20 protein-coding genes are annotated in these 23,972 nt (G+C 63.8%); 8 read left to right on the top strand and 12 right to left on the bottom strand.

Annotated elements, in window-relative coordinates; all coding sequences use genetic code 11:
* The 5 genes from AC1DJN_RS09005 to rfbB all read right to left on the bottom strand — a co-directional run.
* Positions 1-579: GDP-mannose 4,6-dehydratase (locus AC1DJN_RS09005; RefSeq protein WP_478039105.1), on the bottom strand; the 579-nt coding region annotated here is incomplete at its 3' end.
* A 163-nt stretch (positions 580-742) separates the two neighbouring features.
* Entirely contained in the window at positions 743-1,642 is a 900-nt protein-coding gene (gene rfbD / locus AC1DJN_RS09000) for a dTDP-4-dehydrorhamnose reductase (RefSeq protein WP_442251689.1), read from the bottom strand.
* Positions 1,639-2,196, bottom strand: coding sequence for a dTDP-4-dehydrorhamnose 3,5-epimerase (rfbC, locus tag AC1DJN_RS08995; RefSeq protein ID WP_033830291.1), 558 nt, complete (start codon positions 2,194-2,196; stop codon positions 1,639-1,641). Before rfbC ends, rfbD begins: the two co-directional genes overlap by 4 nt.
* The gene (gene rfbA / locus AC1DJN_RS08990; protein ID WP_033830290.1) at positions 2,193-3,080 is read right to left on the bottom strand and encodes a glucose-1-phosphate thymidylyltransferase RfbA; all 888 of its coding nucleotides are present in this window, start codon (positions 3,078-3,080) and stop codon (positions 2,193-2,195) included. The genes rfbC and rfbA overlap by 4 nt, the downstream gene beginning before the upstream one ends.
* Before the next feature lie 14 nt (positions 3,081-3,094).
* Positions 3,095-4,150, bottom strand: a complete 1,056-nt coding sequence (gene rfbB / locus AC1DJN_RS08985) for a dTDP-glucose 4,6-dehydratase (protein WP_033830289.1) — start codon at positions 4,148-4,150, stop codon at positions 3,095-3,097.
* A gap of 281 nt (positions 4,151-4,431) precedes the next feature.
* Here rfbB and AC1DJN_RS08980 point away from each other — a divergent pair, with 281 nt between their 5' ends.
* The 4 genes from AC1DJN_RS08980 to AC1DJN_RS08965 all read left to right on the top strand — a co-directional run bounded on the left by AC1DJN_RS08980 (position 4,432) and on the right by AC1DJN_RS08965 (position 9,039).
* Positions 4,432-5,178 (top strand): electron transfer flavoprotein subunit beta/FixA family protein, encoded by a 747-nt coding sequence (locus AC1DJN_RS08980; protein ID WP_032976362.1) that lies wholly within the window; start codon positions 4,432-4,434, stop codon positions 5,176-5,178.
* The gene (locus tag AC1DJN_RS08975) at positions 5,178-6,119 is read left to right on the top strand and encodes an electron transfer flavoprotein subunit alpha/FixB family protein (RefSeq protein WP_282280430.1); all 942 of its coding nucleotides are present in this window, start codon (positions 5,178-5,180) and stop codon (positions 6,117-6,119) included. The genes AC1DJN_RS08980 and AC1DJN_RS08975 overlap by 1 nt, the downstream gene beginning before the upstream one ends.
* Positions 6,120-6,262: 143 nt before the next feature.
* Entirely contained in the window at positions 6,263-7,621 is a 1,359-nt protein-coding gene (locus AC1DJN_RS08970) for a phosphohexomutase domain-containing protein (protein WP_033830286.1), read from the top strand.
* Positions 7,622-7,635: 14 nt separating this feature from the next.
* Complete coding sequence (locus AC1DJN_RS08965) at positions 7,636-9,039, top strand: mannose-1-phosphate guanylyltransferase/mannose-6-phosphate isomerase (RefSeq protein WP_033830285.1); 1,404 nt, start codon at positions 7,636-7,638, stop codon at positions 9,037-9,039.
* A 124-nt stretch (positions 9,040-9,163) separates the two neighbouring features.
* Here the strand turns inward: AC1DJN_RS08965 and AC1DJN_RS08960 are convergent, their stop codons facing one another.
* The gene (locus AC1DJN_RS08960; protein ID WP_442251687.1) at positions 9,164-11,044 is read right to left on the bottom strand and encodes an acyltransferase family protein; all 1,881 of its coding nucleotides are present in this window, start codon (positions 11,042-11,044) and stop codon (positions 9,164-9,166) included.
* A gap of 236 nt (positions 11,045-11,280) precedes the next feature.
* On the opposite strand from AC1DJN_RS08960, the gene AC1DJN_RS08955 reads away from it, so the two are divergent.
* Genes AC1DJN_RS08955 through AC1DJN_RS08940 form a run of 4 tightly spaced genes read left to right on the top strand, consistent with a single transcriptional unit; the run spans position 11,281 to position 14,034 of the window.
* Positions 11,281-11,970, top strand: coding sequence for an NAD-dependent epimerase/dehydratase family protein (locus AC1DJN_RS08955; protein ID WP_478039104.1), 690 nt, complete (start codon positions 11,281-11,283; stop codon positions 11,968-11,970).
* Positions 11,963-12,898 (top strand): glycosyltransferase family 2 protein, encoded by a 936-nt coding sequence (locus AC1DJN_RS08950; protein WP_160170323.1) that lies wholly within the window; start codon positions 11,963-11,965, stop codon positions 12,896-12,898. The genes AC1DJN_RS08955 and AC1DJN_RS08950 overlap by 8 nt, the downstream gene beginning before the upstream one ends.
* A gap of 28 nt (positions 12,899-12,926) precedes the next feature.
* Positions 12,927-13,628 carry a class I SAM-dependent methyltransferase gene (locus tag AC1DJN_RS08945; protein ID WP_033830282.1) on the top strand — a complete coding sequence of 234 codons (702 nt, stop codon included), beginning with the start codon at positions 12,927-12,929 and terminating at the stop codon, positions 13,626-13,628.
* A 28-nt stretch (positions 13,629-13,656) separates the two neighbouring features.
* Positions 13,657-14,034: a GtrA family protein gene (locus AC1DJN_RS08940; protein WP_051501545.1), complete on the top strand. Its 378-nt coding sequence runs from the start codon at positions 13,657-13,659 to the stop codon at positions 14,032-14,034.
* Positions 14,035-14,118: 84 nt separating this feature from the next.
* Here AC1DJN_RS08940 and AC1DJN_RS08935 read toward each other — a convergent pair whose 3' ends face one another.
* The 6 genes from AC1DJN_RS08935 to AC1DJN_RS08910 form a co-directional block, all read right to left on the bottom strand.
* Complete coding sequence (locus tag AC1DJN_RS08935) at positions 14,119-16,224, bottom strand: hypothetical protein (RefSeq protein WP_033830281.1); 2,106 nt, start codon at positions 16,222-16,224, stop codon at positions 14,119-14,121.
* 36 nt (positions 16,225-16,260) lie between these two features.
* Positions 16,261-17,151, bottom strand: a complete 891-nt coding sequence (locus AC1DJN_RS08930; protein WP_478039103.1) for an NAD-dependent epimerase/dehydratase family protein — start codon at positions 17,149-17,151, stop codon at positions 16,261-16,263.
* A complete protein-coding gene (gene gmd / locus AC1DJN_RS08925) occupies positions 17,135-18,169 on the bottom strand; it encodes a GDP-mannose 4,6-dehydratase (RefSeq protein ID WP_033830280.1) in 1,035 nt (344 codons plus the stop codon). Before gmd ends, AC1DJN_RS08930 begins: the two co-directional genes overlap by 17 nt.
* Before the next feature lie 47 nt (positions 18,170-18,216).
* Positions 18,217-21,849, bottom strand: coding sequence for a glycosyltransferase (locus tag AC1DJN_RS08920; protein WP_478039102.1), 3,633 nt, complete (start codon positions 21,847-21,849; stop codon positions 18,217-18,219).
* Entirely contained in the window at positions 21,846-23,213 is a 1,368-nt protein-coding gene (locus AC1DJN_RS08915; RefSeq protein ID WP_238492787.1) for an FkbM family methyltransferase, read from the bottom strand. The genes AC1DJN_RS08920 and AC1DJN_RS08915 overlap by 4 nt, the downstream gene beginning before the upstream one ends.
* 41 nt (positions 23,214-23,254) lie before the next feature.
* The coding region (locus tag AC1DJN_RS08910) for a Wzt carbohydrate-binding domain-containing protein (RefSeq protein WP_478039101.1) at positions 23,255-23,972 on the bottom strand (718 nt) is incomplete at its 5' end.

The raw sequence follows: 23,972 nt of genomic DNA, 5'->3' as shown, positions 1-23,972 counted from the left end.
GACCACGCGGCCGTCGTTGGGGTGCATGCGTGGGCCATACGTATTGAAGATGCGCATGACCTTGATCTCCAGCTGGTGCTGGCGCCAGTAATCGAAGAACAGCGTCTCGGCGCAGCGCTTGCCTTCGTCGTAGCAGCTGCGGATGCCGATCGGGTTGACCCGGCCCCAGTAGCCCTCCACCTGCGGATGGATCTCCGGATCGCCGTAGACCTCGCTGGTGCTGGCCTGCAGGATGCGGGCACGCACGCGCTTGGCCAGGCCCAGCATGTTGATGGCGCCATGCACGCTGGTCTTGGTGGTCTGCACCGGATCGTGCTGGTAGTGGATCGGCGATGCCGGGCAGGCCAGGTTGAAGATCCGGTCCACTTCCACGTACAGCGGGAAGGTCACGTCGTGGCGCATCAGTTCGAAGCGCGGGTGGCCGAGCAGATCTTCGACGTTGGCCTTGTTGCCGGTGTAGAAATTGTCCACGCACAGCACGTCGTGGCCAGCTTCGACCAAGCGGTCGCAGAGATGGGAGCCGAGGAAGCCGGCGCCGCCGGTTACCAGCACGCGTTTCTGATCGTGAGCGAATTTCAAAGCGGTCCCCTGCGGTCCTGGGCGCGACGGGATAGCGGTCCTGGGGCGAGCCCAGCGTCATGCCGCTTCCATTGTCGAGAGTGGGGGAATTGTATGCGAACTCACCCTGCGCCATTGGCTGGATGCGGGCACACCGCACGGCGGCCAGCAGGACCCGGCCCGGTCAGGAACCGGCGATTTCCGCCATCACACGCTTCAAGCCGTCCTGCCATGCGGGCAGCTGCAGGCTGAAATCACGTTGCAGCCTGCGGTTGTCCAGCACCGACCACGCCGGCCTGCGGGCTGGCGTCGGGTACTCGGCGCTGGTTATGGCCTGCACCCTCGGCGCTTCCACCATCATGCCGGTGGCCAGCGCCTCGGCAAAAATCGCCTCGGCGAAACCATGCCAGCTGGTTTGCCCATTCGCTGTCAGGTGCCAGGTGCCGGACAAGCGGCCCGGGTGCTGCAGCGCATGCGCAGTGACATCGGCGATCAAGGCCGCCGGGGTAGGCGTACCAACCTGGTCTGCCACTACCCGCAGCTCGCTGCGAGCAGCGCCAACGCGCAGCATGGTCCGCAGGAAATTGGTGCCATGTGCGGCATACACCCACGCCGTGCGGAAAATCAGATGGCGCCCGCCCGCCGCGCGCACGGCCTCTTCACCACCACGCTTGCTGCTGCCGTACACACCCAGCGGCGCGGTCGGCTCGTCTTCGCGGTAGGGCGTGTTGCCCTGTCCATCGAACACGTAGTCGGTGGAGTAGTGCACGAGCGGGACATCGTGGGCTGCGCACCAGCGCGCGATGACCCCGGGCGCTTCGGCATTGGCACGAAATGCTGCTGCAACATCCTGCTCGGCGCGGTCGACTGCGGTATAGGCCGCGGCATTGACCACGATCGACGGCTGCAGCCGATCCAACAACGCCGGCAGGCTGTCGGGCTGATCGAAATCGGCCACTTCGCAGGATCCTCCGTCGGGCAACTGGCCGCTGCGCGTGGTTGCCACCACGGTACCCAGCGGCGCCAGAGCGCGCAGCAGCTCCTGGCCTACCTGGCCATTGCCGCCGAACACCAGGATCATCATGGCACGTAGACCGGCAGCCGATCTTCGGCCAACTGATCCAGGAAAGGCGCCTTCTGGTCCTTGGCCGAAAGAATCGGAGCCCCTACCGGCCAGTCCACCGCGATATCGGCGTCGTTCCAGCGGATGCCGGCATCGGCTTCGGCCACGTAGACGTCGGTGCACAGATAATTGAACAGGGCCGTTTCGGACAGCACTGCGAAACCATGCGCGAAACCCGGCGGGATCCAGAGCTGGCGGCGGTTGCTGCCGCTGAGAATGAATGCTTCCCAGCGCCCGAACGTGGGTGAGCCGCGGCGGATGTCCACCGCCACGTCGTAGACCTCACCTTCCAGCACGGTCACCAGCTTTCCCTGCGGGCGCGGCCACTGGTAGTGGAGCCCACGCAGGACGCCGCGACTGGAAGAGGAGACGTTGCTTTGGACGAACTGCGTCGGCAGACCCAGCTTGCCGAAGCGCTCTGCGTTCCATGTCTCGAAGAAGAAGCCGCGTTCGTCGCCAAACACCACCGGCTCAAGCAGCTTGCAACCCGACAGCGCGCTTTCAATCACCTTCACGGCACCACACCCCGCTGTGCCAGTTTCGCGAGGTACTGGCCATAGCCATTCTTGATCAGCGGCGCGGCCAGCGCGTTGAGCTGCTCTGCGTTGATCCATCCCTTGCCAAAGGCGATCTCCTCCGGACAGCAGACCTGCAGGCCCTGCCGGGTCTGGATGGTCTCGATGAAGTTCGACGCTTCCAACAAGGACTGGTGGGTGCCGGTATCGAGCCATGCATAGCCGCGGCCCAGCGCTTCCAGGTGCAAGCTGCCTTCGTCGAGGTAGCGCTGGTTCAGATCGGTGATCTCCAGCTCGCCACGGGGTGAGGGCTTCAGTTCGGCGGCATAGTCACTGGCATTGCCGTCGTAGAAGTACAGGCCGGTGACGGCGTAATTGGAACGCGGATTCTGCGGTTTCTCGACCAGACCGACGACCTTGCCATCTTTGTCGAACTCGGCCACACCGTAGCGCTCGGGATCATTCACCCAGTAGCCGAAAACGGTGGCGCCCGCGTCGCGTGCGTCGGCGCGCCGCAGCATGTCGGTCAGGCCATGGCCGTGGAAGATGTTGTCACCCAGCACCAGGCAGCTCGGCTTGCCGCCGACGAAGTCACGGCCGATCAGATAGGCCTGCGCCAAACCATCGGGGCTGGGCTGCACGGCGTACTGGATGTCCATGCCCCATTGCGAACCGTCACCCAGCAGCTGCTGGAACAAGGCCTGCTCGTGCGGGGTATTGATGATCAGTACTTCACGGATGCCCGCCAGCATCAACACACTGAGCGGGTAATAGATCATCGGCTTGTCGTACACCGGCAGAAGCTGCTTGCTGACGCCCTTGGTGATCGGATACAGCCGGGTGCCGGAACCGCCGGCGAGGATGATGCCCTTGCGTTGGGTCATGTCGTGTCCTTGGTTCAGGCCGCGGTGCCGATGCGCTGCAGGCGATAACTGCCGTCGAGCACGCCGTTCACCCACTCCTGGTTGTCCAGGTACCAGTCGACGGTGAAGCCGATGCCCTGTTCAAAGGTGTAGGCAGGTTCCCAGCCCAGGTCGTTCTTCAACTTGGAGGCATCGATCGCGTAACGGCGGTCATGGCCCGGGCGGTCGGCAACGTAGGTGATCTGGCTGCTGCGCGGCTGGCCGTCCGCACGCGGGCGGCGCTGGTCCAGCAGCGCGCAGATCGCCTGCACCACTTCGATGTTCTGCTTTTCGGAGTTGCCGCCGACGTTGTAGGTCTCGCCCACCTGGCCCTTGGCCAGCACGGTACGGATCGCTTCGCAGTGGTCGGACACGAACAGCCAATCGCGCACCTGCTTGCCGTCGCCGTACACCGGCAGCGGCTCACCGGCCAGCGCCTTGGCGATCACCAGCGGGATCAGCTTCTCCGGGAAGTGGTACGGACCATAGTTGTTCGAGCAGTTGGTGGTCAGCACCGGCAGCCCGTAGGTATGGTGGAACGCACGCACCAGATGGTCCGAGGCGGCCTTGGACGCCGAGTACGGCGAGTTCGGGGCATACGGGGTGGTTTCGCTGAACTTGCCGGTCTCGCCCAAGGTGCCGTACACCTCGTCGGTGGAGACATGCAGGAAGCGGAATGCCGCGCCCTGCTCGGGCGGCAACGCCTTCCAGTAGTCCCGCACTGCCTCAAGCAGGCCGAGGGTGCCGACGACATTGGTCTGGATGAAGGCGCCAGGGCCATCGATCGAACGGTCGACGTGGCTTTCGGCGGCGAAATTCAGCACGGCATCGGGCTGGTGCTCGGCCAGCAGGCGGGAAACCAGCGCGCTGTCACCGATGTCCCCCTGCACGAAGACATGGTTGCGATCGCCGTCCAGGCTGGACAACGTCTTCAGGTTGCCGGCGTAGGTCAACGCATCGAGATTGACGACCTTGATGCCGCGGGAGACGGCCTCGAGAACGAAGTTACCGCCAATGAATCCGGCACCGCCGGTGACAAGCCATGTGGGCACTACCTGTTCTCCTGTTCGATGTTTCGCCCCAGGCACTCGCAGCACCCCGGCAGCGCGACAGGATACATCGGCGACCTCTTCACGACTGCCCGCCGCAGGTGAACGAAGGCTCCCAGTGGCCCGTTTCCGCCGCACCGCAGCAAAACCATACGCATTCGCATGGTCGCCTTCGGCCAGTTAGAATCGGGGTCCCACCCCCGAACCGGTTGCTGTGCGAGAACCGGACGTTTCCCGTTACTGTGAGCCGGCCGGCGGCCGGCACTACAAGGATCGAGTACCAGATGAAAATCCTCGTCGCGTACAAGCGCGTGGTGGACTACAACGTCCGCATTCAGGTCAAGCCGGACGGTTCCGGCGTGGTCACCGACGGCGTCAAGCTGTCGCCCAATCCCTTCGATGAAATCGCCCTGGAAGAAGCCCTGCGCCTGCGCGACAAGGGCATCGCCACCGAGGTGGTTGTCGCCACCATCGCCCCGGCCGACGCCCAGGCGCACCTGCGCAATGGCCTGGCCATGGGCGCAAACCGTGCCATTCACGTCGTTACCGACCAGGCCATCCAGCCGCTGACCGCCGCCCGCACCCTGCTCAAGCTGGTTGAGAAGGAACAGCCGGACCTGGTGATCCTGGGCAAGCAGGCCATCGACGACGACGCCAACCAGACCGGCCAGATGCTGGCCACGCTCTGGGGGCGTCCGCAGGCCACCTTCGCCAGCAAGCTCGACATTGCCGACGGCAAGGCCACGGTAACCCGTGAAGTCGACGCCGGCCTGGAAACGCTGGAAGTCGACCTGCCGGCCGTGGTCACCACCGACTTGCGCCTGAACGAGCCGCGCTTCATCAAGCTGCCCGACATCATGAAGGCCAAGGCCAAGCCGCTGGAGACCCTGCAGCTGGCCGACCTCGGTGTTGAAGCTGCCGACACCTTCAAGACCACCCAGTACGCCGCACCGTCCAAGCGCAGCAAGGGCGTGATGGTCAAGGACGCGGCCGAACTGGTTGCCGCACTCAAGCAGAAGGGGTTGCTGTAATGAGCAAGATTCTCGTCATCGCCGAGCACCACGACGGCAAGCTCAACGCCGCTACCGCCAAGACGGTCAGCGCCGCAGCCGCCATCAGCGGCGCCAGCATCGACGTGCTGGTGCTGGCCGCCGACCCGACCGCCGTTGCGGCTGAAGCGGCCAAGATCGCCGGCGTCGCCAAGGTCCTGACCGTGGCCAACGCCGCCAACGTACAGGCGCTGGCCCAGGTACTGGCCCCGCAGATCGCACAGCTGGCCAAGGGTTACACCCACGTGTTCGGCCCGTCGACCACCTTCGGCAAGGACCTGATGCCGTGCGTGGCCGCCCTGCTTGGCGTCAACCAGGTCTCCGACCTGATGGCCGTCGAAGGCAGCCACACCTTCAAGCGCCCGATCTACGCCGGCAACGCGATCATCACCGTGGAAGCACCAACCGACCAGATCGTGGTCGCCACCGTGCGTGCCGCGTCGTGGCCGGAAGCCGCCCAAGGCGGCAGCGCCGCGGTTGAGGCCGCAAGCGTCGACGCCTCCCTGCCGACCCACACCCGCTTCGTCGGCCTGGCCGCCGGTGCCAGCGACCGCCCGGACCTGCAGAGCGCCAAGCGCGTGGTCTCCGGTGGCCGTGGTGTTGGTTCGGAAGAGAACTTCAAGGTCATCTTCCAGCTGGCCGACAAGCTCGGCGCCGCCGTGGGTGCCTCGCGCGCCGCGGTGGATGCCGGCTACGTGCCCAGCGACCTGCAGGTCGGCCAGACCGGCAAGATCATCTCGCCGGAGCTGTATGTGGCCGTGGGCATCAGCGGTGCCATCCAGCACCTGACCGGCATCAAGGATGCCGGCACGATTGTCGCCATCAACAAGGACGCGGATTCGCCGATCTTCGAGATTGCCGACATCGGCCTGGTCGGGGATCTGTTCACGATCCTGCCGGAGCTGGAAGCGGCGCTGGGCTGATGCGTCTGCAGGAATGCCGTGCAATCAACAGGTTGCACGGCATTCCAGCATTTTGGAGGGCCCGCAGGGACGCTGGGCAGGATCACTCGTTCCAACAGGGCCAGTCGCTATAATCCGGGGTCAACCCGTGAAGGACTGCATTGATGACGCTCCCGTGTTTCAAGGCCTACGACATCCGCGGCCGCGTCCCGGACGAACTTGACGAACGCCTGGCTCGCCGTATCGGCGCCGGTACTGCGGCGTTGCTCGGCCCGGGACCGGTAGTTGTGGGACACGACATCCGACTGAGCAGCCCGGCCCTGTTGCAGGCCGCCATCGAAGGCCTGACCGCGAGCGGTCGCGATGTCATCGACATCGGCATGTGCGGCACCGAGGAAGTGTATTTCCAGACGTTCCACCGCAAGGCGGCGGGCGGCATCATGGTGACGGCCAGCCACAATCCGATGGATTACAACGGGATGAAGCTGGTACGCGACGGCGCCAAGCCGATCAGCGGCGACACCGGCCTTTTCGATATCCGCGATTTTGCTGCTTCCGACGCTCCGCTTGGCGACGGCAAGGGGACGGTCTCCAGCGACACCGACAAGACTGCCTATATCCAGCACCTGCTGGGCTATGTCGATGTGGCCAAACTGAAGCCGCTGAAGATCGTCACCAATCCGGGCAACGGCGGTGCCGGCCTGATCATCGACGAACTGGCCCCGCACCTGCCCTTCGAGTTCATCCGCATCCAGCATGAACCCGATGGCAGCTTCCCGAACGGCATTCCCAATCCGCTGCTGCCGGAGAACCGCGCGGCCAGCCGCGACGCAGTGCGTGCCAGTGGTGCGGACTTCGGCATCGCCTGGGATGGCGACTTCGACCGTTGCTTCTTCTTCGATGCCGACGGCAATTTCATCGAGGGCTATTACCTGGTCGGCCTGCTGGCCACTGCCCTGCTCGTCCGCCAGCCCGGCGGCAAGATCATCCACGACCCGCGCCTGACCTGGAACACCGTGGAGATGGTCGAACAGGCAGGCGGCGTACCGGTGATGAGCAAGACCGGCCATGCCTTCATCAAGGAACGCATGCGCGCCGAGGACGCCGTCTATGGCGGCGAGATGAGCGCCCACCACTACTTCCGCGAGTTCGCCTACTGCGACTCCGGCATGATCCCGTGGCTGCTGATCGCGCAGCTGGTATCGAGCAGCGGCAAGTCGCTGGGCGAACTGGTGGCCGACCGCATGAAGGCCTATCCCTGCAGTGGTGAAATCAACTTCCGCGTCGAGGATGCCAAGGCGACCGTGGCCCGCGTGCTGGCCCATTTCGAGCCGCAGCAGCCGCTGCTGGATCGTACCGACGGGGTAAGCGCCGATTTCGCGGAATGGCGCTTCAACCTGCGCAGCTCCAACACCGAGCCGCTGCTGCGCCTGAACATCGAAACCCGCGGAAACGAGGCCCTGCTTCAGGACCGCATCCGTGAACTGACCGACTTGATCGGCGGCACGCCGGCAAATCACTGAGTAAAGGACGCACCATGACTCCAATCGTTCCCGTCATTCTTTCCGGCGGCTCCGGCACGCGCTTGTGGCCGCTGTCGCGCGAGGCATACCCGAAGCAGTTCCTGCCGCTGGTCGGCGATGACACGATGCTGCAGGCCACCTGGAAGCGCGTCGCATCGATCGCCGGTGCTGCGCCGATCGTGGTCGCCAACCAGGAACACCGTTTCATGGCTGCCGAACAGCTGCGCGAGTGCAAGGTCCTGCCGCAGGCGCTGATCCTGGAGCCGGTGGGTCGCAATACCGCTCCGGCCATTGCCATCGCCGCCCTGCAGGCGCTGGCCGGTGGCAATGATGCGTTGCTGCTGGTGCTGCCCTCCGACCATGTCGTGCGCAACGAAGCAGCCTTCCATGCAGCCGTGAAACAGGCCGCGGTTGCCGCTGAAGCCGGCAAGCTGGTGACCTTCGGCATCGTGCCGACTGCTGCGGAAACCGGCTATGGCTACATCAAGGCTGCCATCGGCGAAGGCGTACGCGCGGTCGACCGGTTCGTGGAGAAGCCCGACCAGGCCACTGCCGAGAAGTACGTCGCCTCAGGCGAGTACTACTGGAACAGCGGCATGTTCCTGTTCAAGGCCTCGCGTTACCTGAAGGAGCTGGAGACCCTGCAGCCGGCGATCCTGGCGGCCTGCCGCGCCGCGCTCGACAAGGCCGCCCGCGACAACGATTTCATCCGCCTGGATGCGGAAGCCTTCGCCGCCAGCCCGAACGATTCCATCGACTATGCGGTGATGGAAAAGACCGCCGATGCCGCCGTGGTCCCGCTGGATGCCGGATGGAACGACGTGGGCTCCTGGTCGGCACTGTGGGAGGTGTCCGACAAGGACGCCGACGGCAATGCCTGCCACGGCGACGTGATCGCGCTGGACTGCAAGGACAGCTATGCCTACGGAAACCGCCTGATCGCGATGGTCGGCCTGCAGGACGTGGTTGTGGTGGAAACCGATGACGCCGTGTTTGTCGGTCACAAGGACCGCGTGCAGGACGTCAAGGAGATCGTTGGCCAGATCAAGCGCGATGGGCGCAGCGAAGCCGCCGCGCACCGCAAGGTCTACCGCCCGTGGGGCGCCTATGACTCCATCGACAATGGCGCCCGGTTCCAGGTCAAGCGGATCACCGTCAAACCGGGTGCGACCCTGAGCCTGCAGATGCACCACCACCGTGCCGAGCACTGGATCGTGGTCAGCGGCACGGCCGAAGTGACCCGTGGCGATGAGGTCATCCTGTTGTCGGAGAACCAGAGCACTTACATCCCTCTGGGTGTGACCCATCGCCTGAAGAACCCGGGCAAGCTGCCGCTGGAACTGATCGAAGTGCAGTCGGGCAGCTATCTGGGCGAGGACGACATCGTTCGGTTCGAGGACAGTTACGGCAGGGCGTGACCCGCTCTTCATTCATGGAGGCGGCCCGACGTGGCCCCCTCCTGTAGACAAGCAACGGGACGGCGACTGCCGTCCCGTTCTACATTCGCAGGCTGAAAACCACTCTGCACAGGCGCGCGCGCAATCAGTCCAGAATCACAGGTACCAGCAGCGCGGCGTACTGCACTGAGCCCTCTGGCGTCAGGTGCGCGATATCGTAATAGAGCGGATGATCATGCTCGTCCAGCAGCGGGCAGCGGCCCTGCACGCAGGCCCGGTCCATCACGGAAATGAACGTGGCATCGGTGCGCCCCTTGAAATGAGCCTTCATCATGGCTTCGGGGCCCGAGATCCAGTTGGGATCCAGATCAGTGCTTGAGTAGCGCGGATCAGCACCGGCACGCATCTTGTCTGCCACGACCAGTGGTACGCGCTGCTTGAACATCGGGGATATGCCCAACACGACGACCCGTATGTCGGCGGCGCGAAGGGCAGCGATGGACTTGTCCAAGGCAGACATCCAGGCCGGATCGGCATACCAGAGCGCAGAAAGGATCACTACATCCGGCTTCTCATCGACCAGACGCTGCAGGGCGAAATCATTGAACGCCTTGCAGTGCGGACGCTCGCCAATTTCCACGCCTACCAACGGGGGGCAGGCTGAGGCGGTCAGGGCGCCGATCTCGTAGCCCTTTGCTGCAAATGCGGGCTGGAAACCTTTCAGGAAATGGATCGCATGGCTGTCGCCCCACAGCATCGCGCGGCGCTGCCCTTTGCCGGGAATGCAGCCGGAAACATCGGCCTGGTCAGGAGACTGGTCCGGATCCAGGAAACAGGTCCGTGAGCGGTAGTCGACCGAAGGATCGTAATCCAGCGAGGCCAGGACTTGCGCGACGTGTGCGTCCTGGGATCCCGGGAAACCCTTCTCCTTGACCACCACCATGCCAGCGGAAACGACCACCAGCATCGACAGCGCGGAAGTAGCCAGCACCTTGCCATTGCGCCAGGACGGCTTCGCATTGCGCAGCTTCTGCTCCACCAGCTCGAAGTTGAGGTGGGCAAGCAGCAATGAGACTGCCGCCAACACGGGAACCCAGGCCATGGAGACCGAATCGGGCCAGAATCGATGCGCGAACACGATCACTGGCCAATGCACCAGATAGAGCGAATAAGAACGCTTCCCTACCCATACCATTCCCCGGGAGGACAGCAGGCGACCGACCTGGCCATGTCCATGCGCCATGATCAGCATCGCTGCACCCGCACAGGGCAGCAGTGCAGCAAAACCCGGAAAATGCGTGCCCTTGTCGAAGCCGTACATGGCTGTGACGATGGCCGCCAACCCAACCCAGGACAAAAACCCGGCAAGGCGTCGGGCGGGTGTCCATGCAACCGGCACCAATGCGATCAGGGCACCGGTCAACAACTCGAACGCCCGGAACGGCAGCAGGTAGAACGCGCCTGAGGGATTCACCGCCAGGGCCCACGCGCAGGTGAGCAGGGATGCAAGGAAGAGGACGCCCAGCAGGCCGGTAAACAGCTTGCGTCCAATCCGGGTCAGCAGCAATGCCAATAGCGGGAACAGGATGTAGAACTGCTCTTCGATGCCCAGCGACCACAGGTGCAGCAGGGGGATTTCATCGGCCGCCGGCGAGAAATAATTCAGCGTGGCGTAGAAATAGAAGTTGGCCGAGAACAGGATGGACGCGATCGCAGACTGTGCGTACTGCACGCGCTCGCTTGGGTAGAGCACCAGCATCGCGACCACCGAGGTCGCCAGCACGACCGAAAGCAGCGCCGGAAGGATCCGTCGGGCACGGCGAACGTAGAATCGAGCAATGGAGAAGCTGCCAGCCTCCATTTCCCCGTAGATGATCCGGGAGATCAGGAAGCCGGAAATCACGAAGAATACGTCTACACCCACGTATCCCCCCGGCACCAGCCGAGGGTCCAGGTGATACAACAGCACGCCAAGGACGGCGATGGCCCGAAGCCCATCGATATCAGCCCTGTACTTGAGGCCCATCTCCTCGTCCTGCCGACTTGCGGCGTCGTAAATGGCCCGAATTATGCCGTTAATCGCACGCTCCAGGCCAGCCGCCGCTGAGGACGGCGACCGGGCCTGCCTAGCATTGGTGTCGGGTCAACGAATACACTGTCGGCGGGTCTGTCCCTGCAGCCCTCCCCTTGGCAACGAAGGCACCTTCCCGATGAGCATTTCTGCTGGCCGCGACCTCCGTAAGTGGCGAGACGCACGCTGAGATGATCGTAGGTAGAGGACTGCTTGCCGAGGCCTTCCGTGCACGCTATCAGGATGACGAATCGGTCATCATCCTTGCGTCCGGAGTATCCAATTCATCTGAGACGGATGAGGGTGAATTCGAGCGCGAGAATGAGCTCCTGAAAGCGAATCTGCTGCGTGATCACACCCGGTTCGTGTACTTCAGCAGTTGCGTCGTGGGCTTCGACCATCTGCCGCCGTCCCCCTATGTCCGGCACAAGGCCCGCATGGAAGCCTTGGTACTCGACCGACCGGGGGGATTCGTATTCAGGTTGCCACAGGTCGTGGGCAGGACGTCCAATCCCAACACGCTGACCAACTACCTCGCCTCCCACATCATCGACGGGCTGGATTTCACGATCTACGACGGCGCCGAGCGCAACCTTGTGGATATCGACGACATCGCGCTGATCGTGCCGGAGCTGCTTGCGGACCCGGCCAACGAGCGGCGTTCCACGGTCATCGCAGCCCGCCACCCGGTGGCTGTGACAAAGCTCGTAYCCATGTTGGAGGAACTGCTCGGCAAGCGTGGACGCGCACGCATCGTTCCCCGCAGAGAAGCCTTCCAGGTCGATGCTACCGCCGCCTGGAAGGTTGCCGACCGTCTCGGCCTTGGCCTGGACGCAGGTGACCACTACGCCCGCAAGGTGCTGCAGAAATACTATGGTTGAAATCTCTCCTCCCGAAGTCTCCGTGGTAGTGCCGGTCTACGGCGGCGTAGCGGCCCTGCCTGAGCTGTGCCAGCGTGTCGGCGCCTGCCTGGGGTTGGCCAATATCAGCTACGAGGTCATCCTCGTCGACGACAGGGGCGACGTGAATGCCTGGCGTGCGATCCAGTCGATCACTGCCGTTGATCCTCACGTCAAGGGAATCAGGCTGTCGCGCAATTTCGGCCAGCATGCCGCCACGCTTTGCGGCATCTCGCACGCACGCGGCGCGGCGGTGGTCACGATGGATGATGACCTGGAGCATCCGCCGGAAAGCATCCCGGCAATGCTCGCCGCCTGCAACGATGAGACGCCGCTGGTCTACGGCGTGTTCCCGGCACGTACGCATGCCTGGTACCGGAACATAAGCTCCGAGCTGATGCGGCGCACGCTCAAGGTATCGTTCCCGGACCTCAACGACAGCTATACCTCGTTCCGCTGCATTGACAGGACACTGGCCGAGCAGTTGAGTGCGTTCGACCTGAGCAAGCCCTACCTGGACGGCATGTTGTCCTGGCTGACGGCCAGTGTGGCGACGGTCTCCGTTGAACATGGCGCGCGCCGCCATGGTGAGAGCGCATATACGCTGCGCAAGCTGATTTCCCACGCGATGAACATCTTCATCACGTTCTCCCATCTTCCGCTGAGAATGGCCTCTTACTTCGGTACTGCCATCGCTGCCATCAGCTTTGCCTACCTCACCTACATCGTTATCGCCCACCTGACCGGAACCATCCGCAACCCAGGCTATGCGTCGCTGATGTCGGTCGTACTGTTCACCTGTGGTGTGCAGCTGGTGATCCTGGGCGTGGTTGGCGAGTACATCGGGCGCCTGATGGGCGTCGCGAACAAGAAGCCGGCTTTCGCGGTGCAATCCATTTCCAAGGCGTAGTGCTTTCGAGCGCCGAGAGAGAAGAGCCATGAACAACAACGAGCAACCCGAGTTCGATCGCTACGCGGCCCAGTACCGCGATCTGCACAATGCGAGCATCACCGCCAGCGGGGAGGAGTCGGAGTACTTCGCCGAGTACAAAGCGAACGTCGCTGCACGCGAGCTCGGCGAAGATGCCCGCAAGGCCATCAAGGTGCTGGATTTCGGCACAGGCATCGGCGGGTCGATTGCCCCGCTGCGGCGCGCCCTTCCCAAGGCCGAACTGCATGGCGCAGACATCTCTTCGGAGAGCGTTGCCATGGCCCAGCAGCGCCATGGTGATCTGGCGTCGTTCAAGGTCATAGTCGACAACGCCCTGCCCTATCCGGACGCCACGTTCGACATCGTGTTCGTGGCGTGCGTGTACCACCACATCCCGGTGGACCAGCGCGAGCACTGGACAGCCGAGATCCGTCGCGTACTCAAGCCTGGCGGGCATTTCCTGGTGTTCGAACACAACATGCTGAATCCGCTGACCATGAAGGTCGTGCGCGACTGCGAATTCGACGAGGACGCGATCCTGCTGCCGCGCAATGAGCTGCTCGGCCTGGTGGGCAGGCAGTCTTTCCGGACGATCAAGGCGCGATACATCGTCTTTTTCCCGAAGGCCCTGTCGTTCCTTCGCGCGACCGAACGCTCACTGGGCTGGCTGCCGCTGGGCGCTCAGTACTACGTCCACGCGCGCGCCTGATTGCCTGCCCTGCCTCGCTGACCGCCCCGTGCTGGAACTCGCCAAATTCATCGCTGCCCGCGTCGCCAGCACGGTTGCCAGCTATCTGATCTACCTGGTGCTCCTGCACTGGATGGGCTATGCACTTGCCTACTTCATCGCGTACCTCGCAGGCATTGGTCTGTCATATGTGGTGAACGCGATGATGGTGTTCAAGCAGCCTATGACACGGCGCTCGGCCCTGCTGTTCCCTTTGATCTACGTGGTCCAGTTCCTGCTCGGCATGCTGATCCTGCGGCTGTGCATCGAGAAACTGGACACGCCGGAATGGCTGGGCATGGCAATCAGCATCGTGCTGACGCTGCCATTGGCCTTCGGTCTGTCGCGCTGGGCGATGCGGGCGCCGAAACCGCCCGGACATCTTTGATACCGCACGAAGGCGGGAGCCGACTCGGCGGCCATTTTTCCCCTTCTGCGTGACGGCCTGCTTGAACAGGCCGTCGCAGTCCCATCAGTCCAGTGCCTTCGCCGCCGTCACCGGCTGAAGTGTGATCGATCGCAGCGTCATGGCACTCGCGCCATTGCTGAAGACCCGCACTTCGACCCCCTGCACGGCCTCCGCGGCAGTGAGCCGAAGGCTGACAGGGGCGGCGGTCGGGCCGGCTATGGGGGTCTTGGCAAGCACTGTAGCTCCCATGTTGCCGACCACGTCGATGTAACCCACCTCCCCCGTCGACGGGGCAGACACGTCGACGTCGACACGGTAGTCGCCTGCCGGCAGCGTCACGTAGGGGCCATAGTGAAGGAAGCCCGTTTCCCCCGCGTCGGCCGCAAGCTGCAGGCGCCCCTCGATCTTGTCCAGTCGGCCGATCTGGTGCTGGGACCGCGTCCCCAAGGGGTCGCTGATGGCGCGCTCGCTGGAGCTGTCCACGTCCCAGTTGGGCAGGGTCGAGGCGAGATTTTCCTTGAAGACCAGCACCACGAAGTCACCGGCAGGGAACTCTTCAAGAGGTGCGCCGGTAAAGGTGAAGGCCGTGTCCCGATCCAGTTGGGCTGCCTCTTCCTTGCTCAGCAGCAGGAAACTCTTCCCGGTCCAGGTCTGCGGTCGGAACCAGCTTCGCGATGCAAGGTGCAACCGGGGTATGGGCAGCCCACGGTCGAATTCGATCTGGCGGACACGGACATCCCCGCCACTGAGGATCGTGATGACACCCGAGTTCCAGTAGGTACCGTAGCCGTACTGCAGACCGTGGGCCTTGAGCACGTCCATTGCCTGCACATGGTGCGACGGCGGGGTGCCACGATACAGGCGGGAGAATGAGTTCCCGGGGTAGACCAGGCTGCTCGCCAGCACCAGCGCGATGCACCAGGACGCCACGCCGGTCGGGGTGCGCAGGCCCTGTGACTCTGCATGGCCCAGCACCAGCACGAGGCCCAGCACAAGCGAGGGCAGCATGTAGCGTGCGCTCATGACCGGCCCCGTCATGTCCGGCGTGGTCGTGGTGACCTGCAGGAAGATGAACAGGCACAGCCCACTGGCAGTGAAGGCAGCAAGCATGCGCGCGCCTGGGCGGGCATCACGCAGGAACCCACAGCAGACCGACGGCAGGAGCACCAGCATGGCCAGTACTGACAGCAGGCGCAGCGCTTCGTAGGCTCCCCACGGGGACATCACCGACCTGCCCGCCGTCGGCAACGCCCCGAACACACCCAGGATGCCTTCGAGCGTGAACCATAGGTTGTCCTTGAACGAAGCAAGGCTGAGCCAGCGCGCCGAACCCGCGCCGTCGGCGCTATGCGCCTGTGCCAGCGAGACCACATGCAGGATCGTTCCGACCAGTGCAGCACCGAAAAGCATGACGCCCAGGATGATCAGGCGCCGCGCGTCACCCGTCAGCTTCCAGCGTCGAGCACCCGGATGCCAAGTGAATAGGTCACCGCGTGCCATTGCCCAGGCCAGCAGTGCAGCCAGCATCGGTGCAATGTCATAGGCAGCAGCGCGCTGCGGATTGCCCCAGAAGGCGAGGATGCCCAGCACCACCAATGCGACGGCCCAGATCACCGATGCCCGGCGGCTTGTCGCCTCCAGCCAACGCCAACTGAAGTAGAGCGTGAACACGGCAACGTAGAGCACGTTGCCGTAAGAAACCTGACCAAACAGGTTCTCTGCCATCACCCAGGACACGCCGCCAGCAAAGATCGTGACCGTAAGCAGCCGCATCCATGCCGAGCGCATCACCATCCCAGAGGCACACCACAGCGAGATGAGCACGATTGCCGAAGAGATCAGGCCAGAAACCGCGTGCAAGGTGTAGCTGTTCTTGAAGAAAGGCAAAAACGGGATGATGAAGATCTGCCCGAACAGCACCCACAGGTCGCCATTCACGTAGTTCCAGTCGGACGGGAAGTACGAACCCTGTCGGACTACCTCACCCGCCAACAGGCTTTTGAAGGCCGAATCAGTGTTGAACTCGGGGATATACCCCCTGAACAGGTAGTACACCAGCGCAGCAAGGCTGACCAGGAACAGCCCTACCAGCAGGCCCCGACCCGCGCGGATCGCGACCGCGATCGCATCGGCCACGACATCCTGGCCAGGTTCATTGCGTTTGTGCATCGTTGCTTTCCCTTTCCCCATGACGGCAGCACGCCATCATGCGTTGTCGTACATCCAGTGCAGCGTTTCGCGCAGGGTGCGCTGTTCGACCGTTCCCACCGCCTGTTGCAGGCGTGCGGGGTTTCCCACCAGCGTGCGCACTTCGTTGGCACGGACGAAGGCCGGGTTGACGACGATCTCGGGCGAATGTCCGGCGATCTCCCGCATCATGCCAATCACGTCCATCAAGGTGTGCTCTATGCCGGAGCAGAGGTTGAAGACCTCGCCAACACCCTGCAGCGCAGCCAGCCGGACATAGGCATCGGCCACGTTGCGCACGTCGTTGAAGTCCCGGGAGACATCGAGGTTCCCCAGCTCCAACCGTGCCTCGCGGCGCTTGAAGTGTCCGACGATCTTGGGGATCAGGAAGCRATCGGCCTGGCCCACGCCGGTGTAATTGAAGGGACGGACCACGGTCAGCGGCAAGGCATCGGCAAACTGGCGCGCCATCAGTTCCATGGCGTACTTGCTCACCGCATAGTCGTTTACCGGGGCGGCTGCCGCGGTTTCGTCCAGGATGCCTTCGGTGTTGCCGTAGATGTTCGCGCTACTGGCCAGGACTACATGCGAAGGACGATGAGCCGCTGCTGCCAGCGCCTCCAGCAGATTGCGCGTACCGACGATGTTGACGCGGTAGATTTCTTCGGCGTCACCGTGGGCCACGAACGAAATCGCAGCCAGATGGACCACGATGTCGGCCTGGGCGGCGGCCACCGCCTGCTGCAGCGACGTCTTGTCCAGCAGGTCGACCGCGCCGCCGTCGGCACGCGCAAGCGGCAGCACGCTGCAGCCGGCATCGGCGAATGCCTGCACGACATAGCGACCGGTGAAGCCGGTCGCCCCCGTCACCAGGACGCGCTTTCCCTGCAGGTCAGAAGGAGAAGCCACGCTCGTTCCTCTTCAGGTCGGCCTCGACCATCATCTGGCACAGCTGTTCCAGCGAGGTCTGCGGCTTCCAGCCCAGGATGCGCTCGGCCTTCTCCGGGTTGCCGATCAGCAGATCAACCTCGGCCGGGCGATGGAACTTGGCATTGATGCGCATCACGGTTTTGCCGCTGGCGGTGTCGATCGCAACTTCGTCGATGTCCTTGCCCTTGAACTCGACATCGATTCCGGCGCCCTTGAAGGCCATGCTGACGAAGTCACGCACGGTTTCGGTACGGTTGGTGGCCAGCACGAACGTATCGGGCTGATCGGCCTGCAGCATGCGCCACATGCCTTCCACGTATTCTTTGGCAAAGCCCCAGTCACGCTTGGCGTCCAGATTGCCCAGTTCCAGGCAATCCAGCAGGCCGAGCTTGATCTTGGCAACGGAGTCGGTGATTTTGCGCGTGACGAACTCACGCCCGCGCAACGGGCTTTCATGATTGAACAGGATGCCGCTGGAACCGAAGATGCCGTAGCTTTCGCGGTAATTCACCGTGATCCAGTGCGCGTACAGCTTGGCGACGCCGTACGGACTGCGCGGATAGAACGGGGTTTCCTCGATCTGCGGAATCGCCTGGACCTTGCCGAACATTTCCGACGTCGAGGCCTGGTAGAAGCGGATCTTCGGATTGATCAGGCGGATTGCCTCCAGCAGGTGCAGCGCGCCCACACCGGTAATCTGCGCAGTCGTGGTCGGCTGCTCGAAGCTGACGCCGACGAAACTCTGTGCGGCGAGGTTGTAGATCTCGTCCGGCTGGATCTTCTGCACCATCGAAATGGTGGTACCCAGGTCCGTCAGGTCGTACTCGACCAGCTCGAGATTGGGGTGGTTGGTAACCCCGACTTCATCCAATCGCCAGAAATTGACCGAGCTGGTCCGGCGGTAGGTGCCATAGACCTTGTAGCCCTTGTCCAGCAGCAGTTCGGTCAGATAGGCGCCGTCCTGACCCGTGATACCGGTGATGATTGCCTTTTTCATGTCGTTTTATTCTTCAACCAGATAGGGGGAATGATATCCGCAAGGGATCAGGTCGCTGGCTGGGCCAGCTGACGGGTAATGTGCTCCAGCCGTTTGGCCAGAATCGGATAGCGGTGCTCGGCGCGCCAACGCGCTGCGTTGCGTTGCACAGCCTGGGCCGATTCGCCATGGGACGCGAGCGAGGCGTGCAGGGCCATCAGGCCCTTGGCCAGGTCGGCCGGCGTGGTGCCGGGCATGCGGTGCACGATATCGCCGACGTCGTCGAAGATCGGAATCGGGGTGACCGCGACCGGGCGCCCAGCCGCCAGGCCGTAGCGGACCGCGCCGCTGGCCGACTCACCGGTGCCCTGGTATGGAAACACCACAACGTCGGCCTCCTGCAGCAGCGCCAGACTGTCCTGGTCACGCAGGAAGTCCGTCACCATGCGGACGTGCCCCTGAAGGCGGAGCCCGCGGATGCGCTGTTCGGCCTTGCGGATCTGGTCCAGCGACACGGTATCGGGGTACTCCGCGTTGACCATCGTCAGGCGGACGTCCAGGCCCTTGTCGCGGATGATCGCCACCGCCTCGATCAACTCCTGCAGCCCCTTGTGTGGCAGGAAGAAGCCATACGAGGCGATATGCAAGGACCGACCCGTATCTCGTTCCGGAATCGCGGGCGCGTCCATGATCCCGTGCGGGAACAGGGCCGTGTTGCGTTCCACGCCCAGGGCTTTGAGCCGGTTGAGGTCGGCGATCGAGTGCACCAGCACGCGGTCGCAGCCGGCCAGCGCCGGTGCCAGCATGTGCAGCTGCTTGGCCATGTTCTCCGCAGCGTCGACGGTGGCATGCAGCAGCGCCACCACTACCCGACCGGCGCGCTTCTGCGCTTCAAGGAAACGGGCGAAGTGCGGGAAGTCGAAGAATGCGTACTGGAACTGGATCACGATGGCCTGCAGCTGCAGGCGGTCGATCTCACGCGACAGCCGCGACAGGTCATCGCCCGAACCACGGGTCCAGCAGCGCACGACCTCTGCACCGTCGTCGAACGTGCGGTCGCTGTCATCAGCCGCAAGAATGGCCACCGGTTCGCTCAGCCCGGCAACCAGGTTGCTGGAGTAGGTGGCAATGCCACAGCGCGTGTTCCAGGTGGTCACCCACCCGGTGCGCAGCGCCGGAACGGAGCCGGTACGTGCGAACTGCCGCACGTCGTGCTCCAGCTTTTCGGCCACATCGGACCACTTGAAGCGCTCCATCAGCAGCTGCCGCGCGGCCCCGGTCCGCGCCTTGAGGGCCGCAGGGTCCGCACGGTGGACCTCACGCAGCGCCGCTGCCAGCGAATCGACGTCCGGCTCGGCCCATACGGAGTTGAAGAGCTTGAAATGGGTGTCGGCTGCGACGAACGAGTAATCGACCAGCCAGGCGGTCTGCGGGGTGCAGAAGTCGAGCTGACCGCCCCACGCGGTGGTGATCACCGGCAAGCCCATCAACATCGCCTCGGCCATGGGCAGGCCGAAGCCTTCGGCCCGGCTGGGAGCGACCAGAGCGTGGCAGCTGGCGTACAGCTGCTTCAACTCGGCATCGCTGATGTCCCCCTCGATGATGATCACCTCGGGGAAATCGGGGTGGTCGCGCGAGGCGTCGGCCAGCCAGCGCTGGACCTCGTTGTGCGGATTGGCGAAGGTCTTGATGATCAGGCTGACATCATCGCTGCCGCTGAACGCCTGGCCATAGGCCTTCAGCAGCGCGTCCACGCCCTTGCGCGGGAAGCAGGATGACACGTGCAGGAAACGATGCGACTTGCCGGGAACCGGATAGTGCCGCGCCGCTTCGATGCGTTCCCAGTGGTCCACGCCATTCCAGCAAACGGCAAGCGGGATCGCTGCGCCGTTGTCGATCATGACCTTGCGTACGTGGCCGGAGACGCACGAGAGTCCCTGCAGGTTGTCATTGAAATCATCCATCCAGGCCTGCGGGAAACCACTTTCTTCCCACGGGTACAGATGCAGGGTGTTGACGCGCGACTGCATGTCCGCCACGCGCGGTGGGTACAGCAGCCGGCTGGTGACGTCGGCCTGCGCAGCCGGCAGCGCCGGCTCGCCGGCATGCAGGCGGGCAACACTGGGATTGGCTTCCAGGAAGGCCGGGGACGCGGCGAAATCGCCCGGGCCTTCGGTGGAATGCAGCACGACATGATGGCCCCTTTCGGCCAGCGCCTCGGCCAGGCTGCGATTGACCAACGCCAGGCTGTAGCTGCTGTCGAACGGCCCTTCCACGCGCCAGGACAACTGGGCGGGAAGCTCACCACCACGGGCGATGGCCAGGTTGGCCTGCATGGCCGAGGAGATTGCCGGTGCTGCGACGTGCAGATCGGCATCGGACGGCCCTATCGGCGCATCGATGGCCCCGATGGCGGCGATCAGATCGCGGTAGTTCTGCTCCACCGCCTGGCCACTGGCGGGCCAGCTGCGCGCGCGCGCGGGACGGGCGGCAACCACCGATTCGAACGCGGTCAGCGCGGTCACTGCGGTCACGTCCCAGGAGAAGCGCGCGGCTTGCTGGGGCGCGTGCTCACGCAGGGAGGCAATGAAGTCAGTGTCCTGCAGGGCACGGCGCATGCACGCCGACATCTGTGCGACGTCCATGGGATCGAACAGGGCATCGGCGCGACCGATGACCTCCGGAACACTGGTGGTACCCGAGCCGATCGTCGGCGTGCCACAGGCCATCGCTTCCAGCGCCGGCAGCCCGAAACCCTCGTGGAGGGACGGGAACACGTACAGGCTGGCCGCGCTGTACAGCAGGATCAGCTCGTCGTCGGTGATGTAACCGGTGTAGACGACCCGGTCGGAAATGCCCAGCTGCGAGGCCAGGACATTGAAACGGATCATGTCCGCTTCATGGATCTTGCCGGCAATCACCAGACGGTGGTTGGCAAGCACTGCGTCACCCAGCATGGCGAACGCCTGCAGGAGGCGCTCGGCGTTCTTGCGCGGCTCCATGGCGCCGCTATACATGACATAGCCGCCCCGGATGCCGAAACGCGAGATCAGCCGTTCGCGTTCCACGTCGCCGATCGGAAGCGGCTTGAAGTGCGGCGAGATCGCCGAGGACATGTTGACGATGCGGGCCGGATCCAGATCGAGTGCCTGGATGGCTTCGTCGCGGGCGTGACCGGAAATGGAAAGCAGCAACGGCGACCGCTTCAGGTGCTCGATCTTGTCCATGTACCATGCCCGGCCCCAACCCGAACCCAGGTACTTTTCCGGATTGAGCAGGGGAATCAGGTCGTACAGGGTCATGGCCGCAGGCAGCACACCCGGCAGCCGGCCGATGGAGGTGACCGCGCCGCCCTGGGCACCTTCGAACAGGCTGGAGACATGCACGATGTCCGGCTGTAGACCGGCCAGGGCCGATTCCCACATCAGCTCGGACGCGCGACGGCGCCAGACGTTGCTGTCATCGGTCCAGCTCACCGCACGGTAAGTGTCAAAGACACGAATCCGCTCCGGCGGCAACAGGCCGTCGAAACCGGCGCGGATCTCGTCGATGCCTTCGGGGAAGGCACCGTTGACGGCCACCCAGATCTCGTGGTCTCCCGCATTGCGGGCCATGCCCTGCGCCAGTGACATCGAATAGCGCCCGATGCCGCRGAAGCGGCTTTCGGTCTGGGCACCCTGTAGATCGATTACTACTCTCATCGTGCGACTCCCTGTCCGCAGGCTGCGCGCAGATCGGCGAGCACCTGCTCGGCGCGCTTGTCCATCATGGAACCCGTCACCTCGCGCTCGGGGCCGCCGATCGCCTGCGGCGGCGGACGCACGGCATCGAACATCTGCTCGTGCTGCGCAATGGTGTGCAGGCGGTTGTAGACGAAGGGAATGCGCTTGAGAATCGGCTTGAGGATTTCACGCAGGCCCGGAATGGCGAACACCACCCGCAGCGCCATGGTCGCCACCGGCCGCATCAGGCGCTTGGCGCTCATTACCACCCCGCCAGACATCCGGCGACGGACGGCACGCAGCGGACGGGTGATCTGCCAGGACCGGCTGGCTTCCATCTCACGCAACTGGGCGCGCAGCGCCTCGGCTTCGATCCACCACCGGTTGGCCTCTATCCGCTGCTTTCCGAGCTCGCCCTTCATCGATTCGATTTCGGCACGCGACATGGAAGTCGCCGCTTCCATCATGCGCTGGTGTTCGTTCAGCGTGCGATGCTGGGCCTGCACCATCGCATTGATGGCGGTGGCATGTTCGGCCTGCAGGCGCTCCACATCCTCGCGGCGGACCAGCACTTCCTGCCGCATCGCCTCCGCCTCGGCCTCTGCCTCTTCCACCTGCGCGTCGCGCTGGGCGATCTGGTCGTTCATGTGAACTTCCAGCGCATGGTAGGCCAGGTTCATTTCGGCGCAGAACACGGACGACGAGCTGAGGCTGAAGTCATCAAAGACGTTGGGACCGCAGTTGAACGCGTCCATCAGCTCCGGGTGTTCCTGACTGACGTAGAACCGGTTCAGCCCATCGAAGTAGGCGAACGCGTAGCCCTTTGCCAGCACGGCTGGCTCCCACTCCAAGTGGGTCTGCTCGGTACTCAGCGGGCGCGTGCTTTCAATGACCACCACCCATGGCCGCTTGGTCGAGGTGGACCAGCCGTCCACCACCCGCGCCTCCGCTCCCTCGACGTCGATCTTCAGCCAGTGGATGTCAGCATCGGGAATCTGCTCAAGCACGGCATCCAGCGTGATCGCCGGAACCCGGATTTCGCCGACCTGGAAGCCCGCTTCGCGATGCTCCGCTGCGATCGCCTCGTCCATGGTGCTCAGGCCGGTTTCCAGGATGTCGAAAAAGCGGAGAATGCCAGGCTTGTCCGACACCGCCACCTGCAGCACCACCTCATCAGGGCGCCGTTCGCGCAACTGGCCTGCGTAGGCCGGGGTCGGCTCGACATGGACGCCGTTCCAACCGTGTTCGTGGAACAGGCGGCTGACCGAATCCACGTCCGGACTCTGCGCACCGACATCGACATAACGTCCGCCCTGAACATGCGAAAGCGCACGCCAGAGCATGACGTCTTCAAAGTTCTGCGCGTAGGAAATCAACTTCTCCATTACTTCTCCGCTGTCGTGTTCGATGCATCCAATGCTCCGGCCGCGTTGCCGGTGAAGCGCTCCACGGCGAAGGTGCCGTCCAGCCAGTTCGAGCCGATGAACAAGGGCAGGCCCGCATTCATGACATCAAACACAATCAGGTTGTCCACCCATTCGAAATTGTCCACCAGGTGGGTCTCGGTACTGACCAGCGCCGGCGACACCGAATAGGACCCGGGCCCGAGGCGGCAGGTGAAGTCCAGTGAGAACACCACGCGTTCGCCCTGCTGCACGTCCTTCTGGACCTGCTGGGCGTGCCAGGTGTTACTGCCCCACACGACATGCCCTTGCTTGTCGCGGAGCATGAATCCGAGCACGAGGCTGGGAATGTCCGAGAGCACCTCCGCCTCCAGTACCAGACGCAGCTTCTGTCCCACTGTGGCCAGAGCGACATCCGCTCCGGTGGCCGCATCGACCAGCCGCAGACTGCCGACCCGCGCCTGCCCGGTGCCACTGCGCGTAGTCACCCAGCCGGACTTGCCACGGCTTTGTTCCACCGCCAGCAGCTCGTTTTCCTTCCTCGCGATCAGCGCGTTGTAGTAGTCGATCACCTCATCAGGCTGACCATCCTTCAGTACCGTGCCCTTGTCCAGCAGAATGGCGCGGTCGCAGAGGGCCTTGACGTCGCCCAGGCTATGCGAGACCAGCATGATCGAGGTGCCTTCCTCACGGAAGCGA

The sequence above is a fragment of the Stenotrophomonas sp. 05L414_2 genome (genome assembly GCF_056397905.1).
This window is presented reverse-complemented; position numbering and strand designations above follow the sequence as displayed.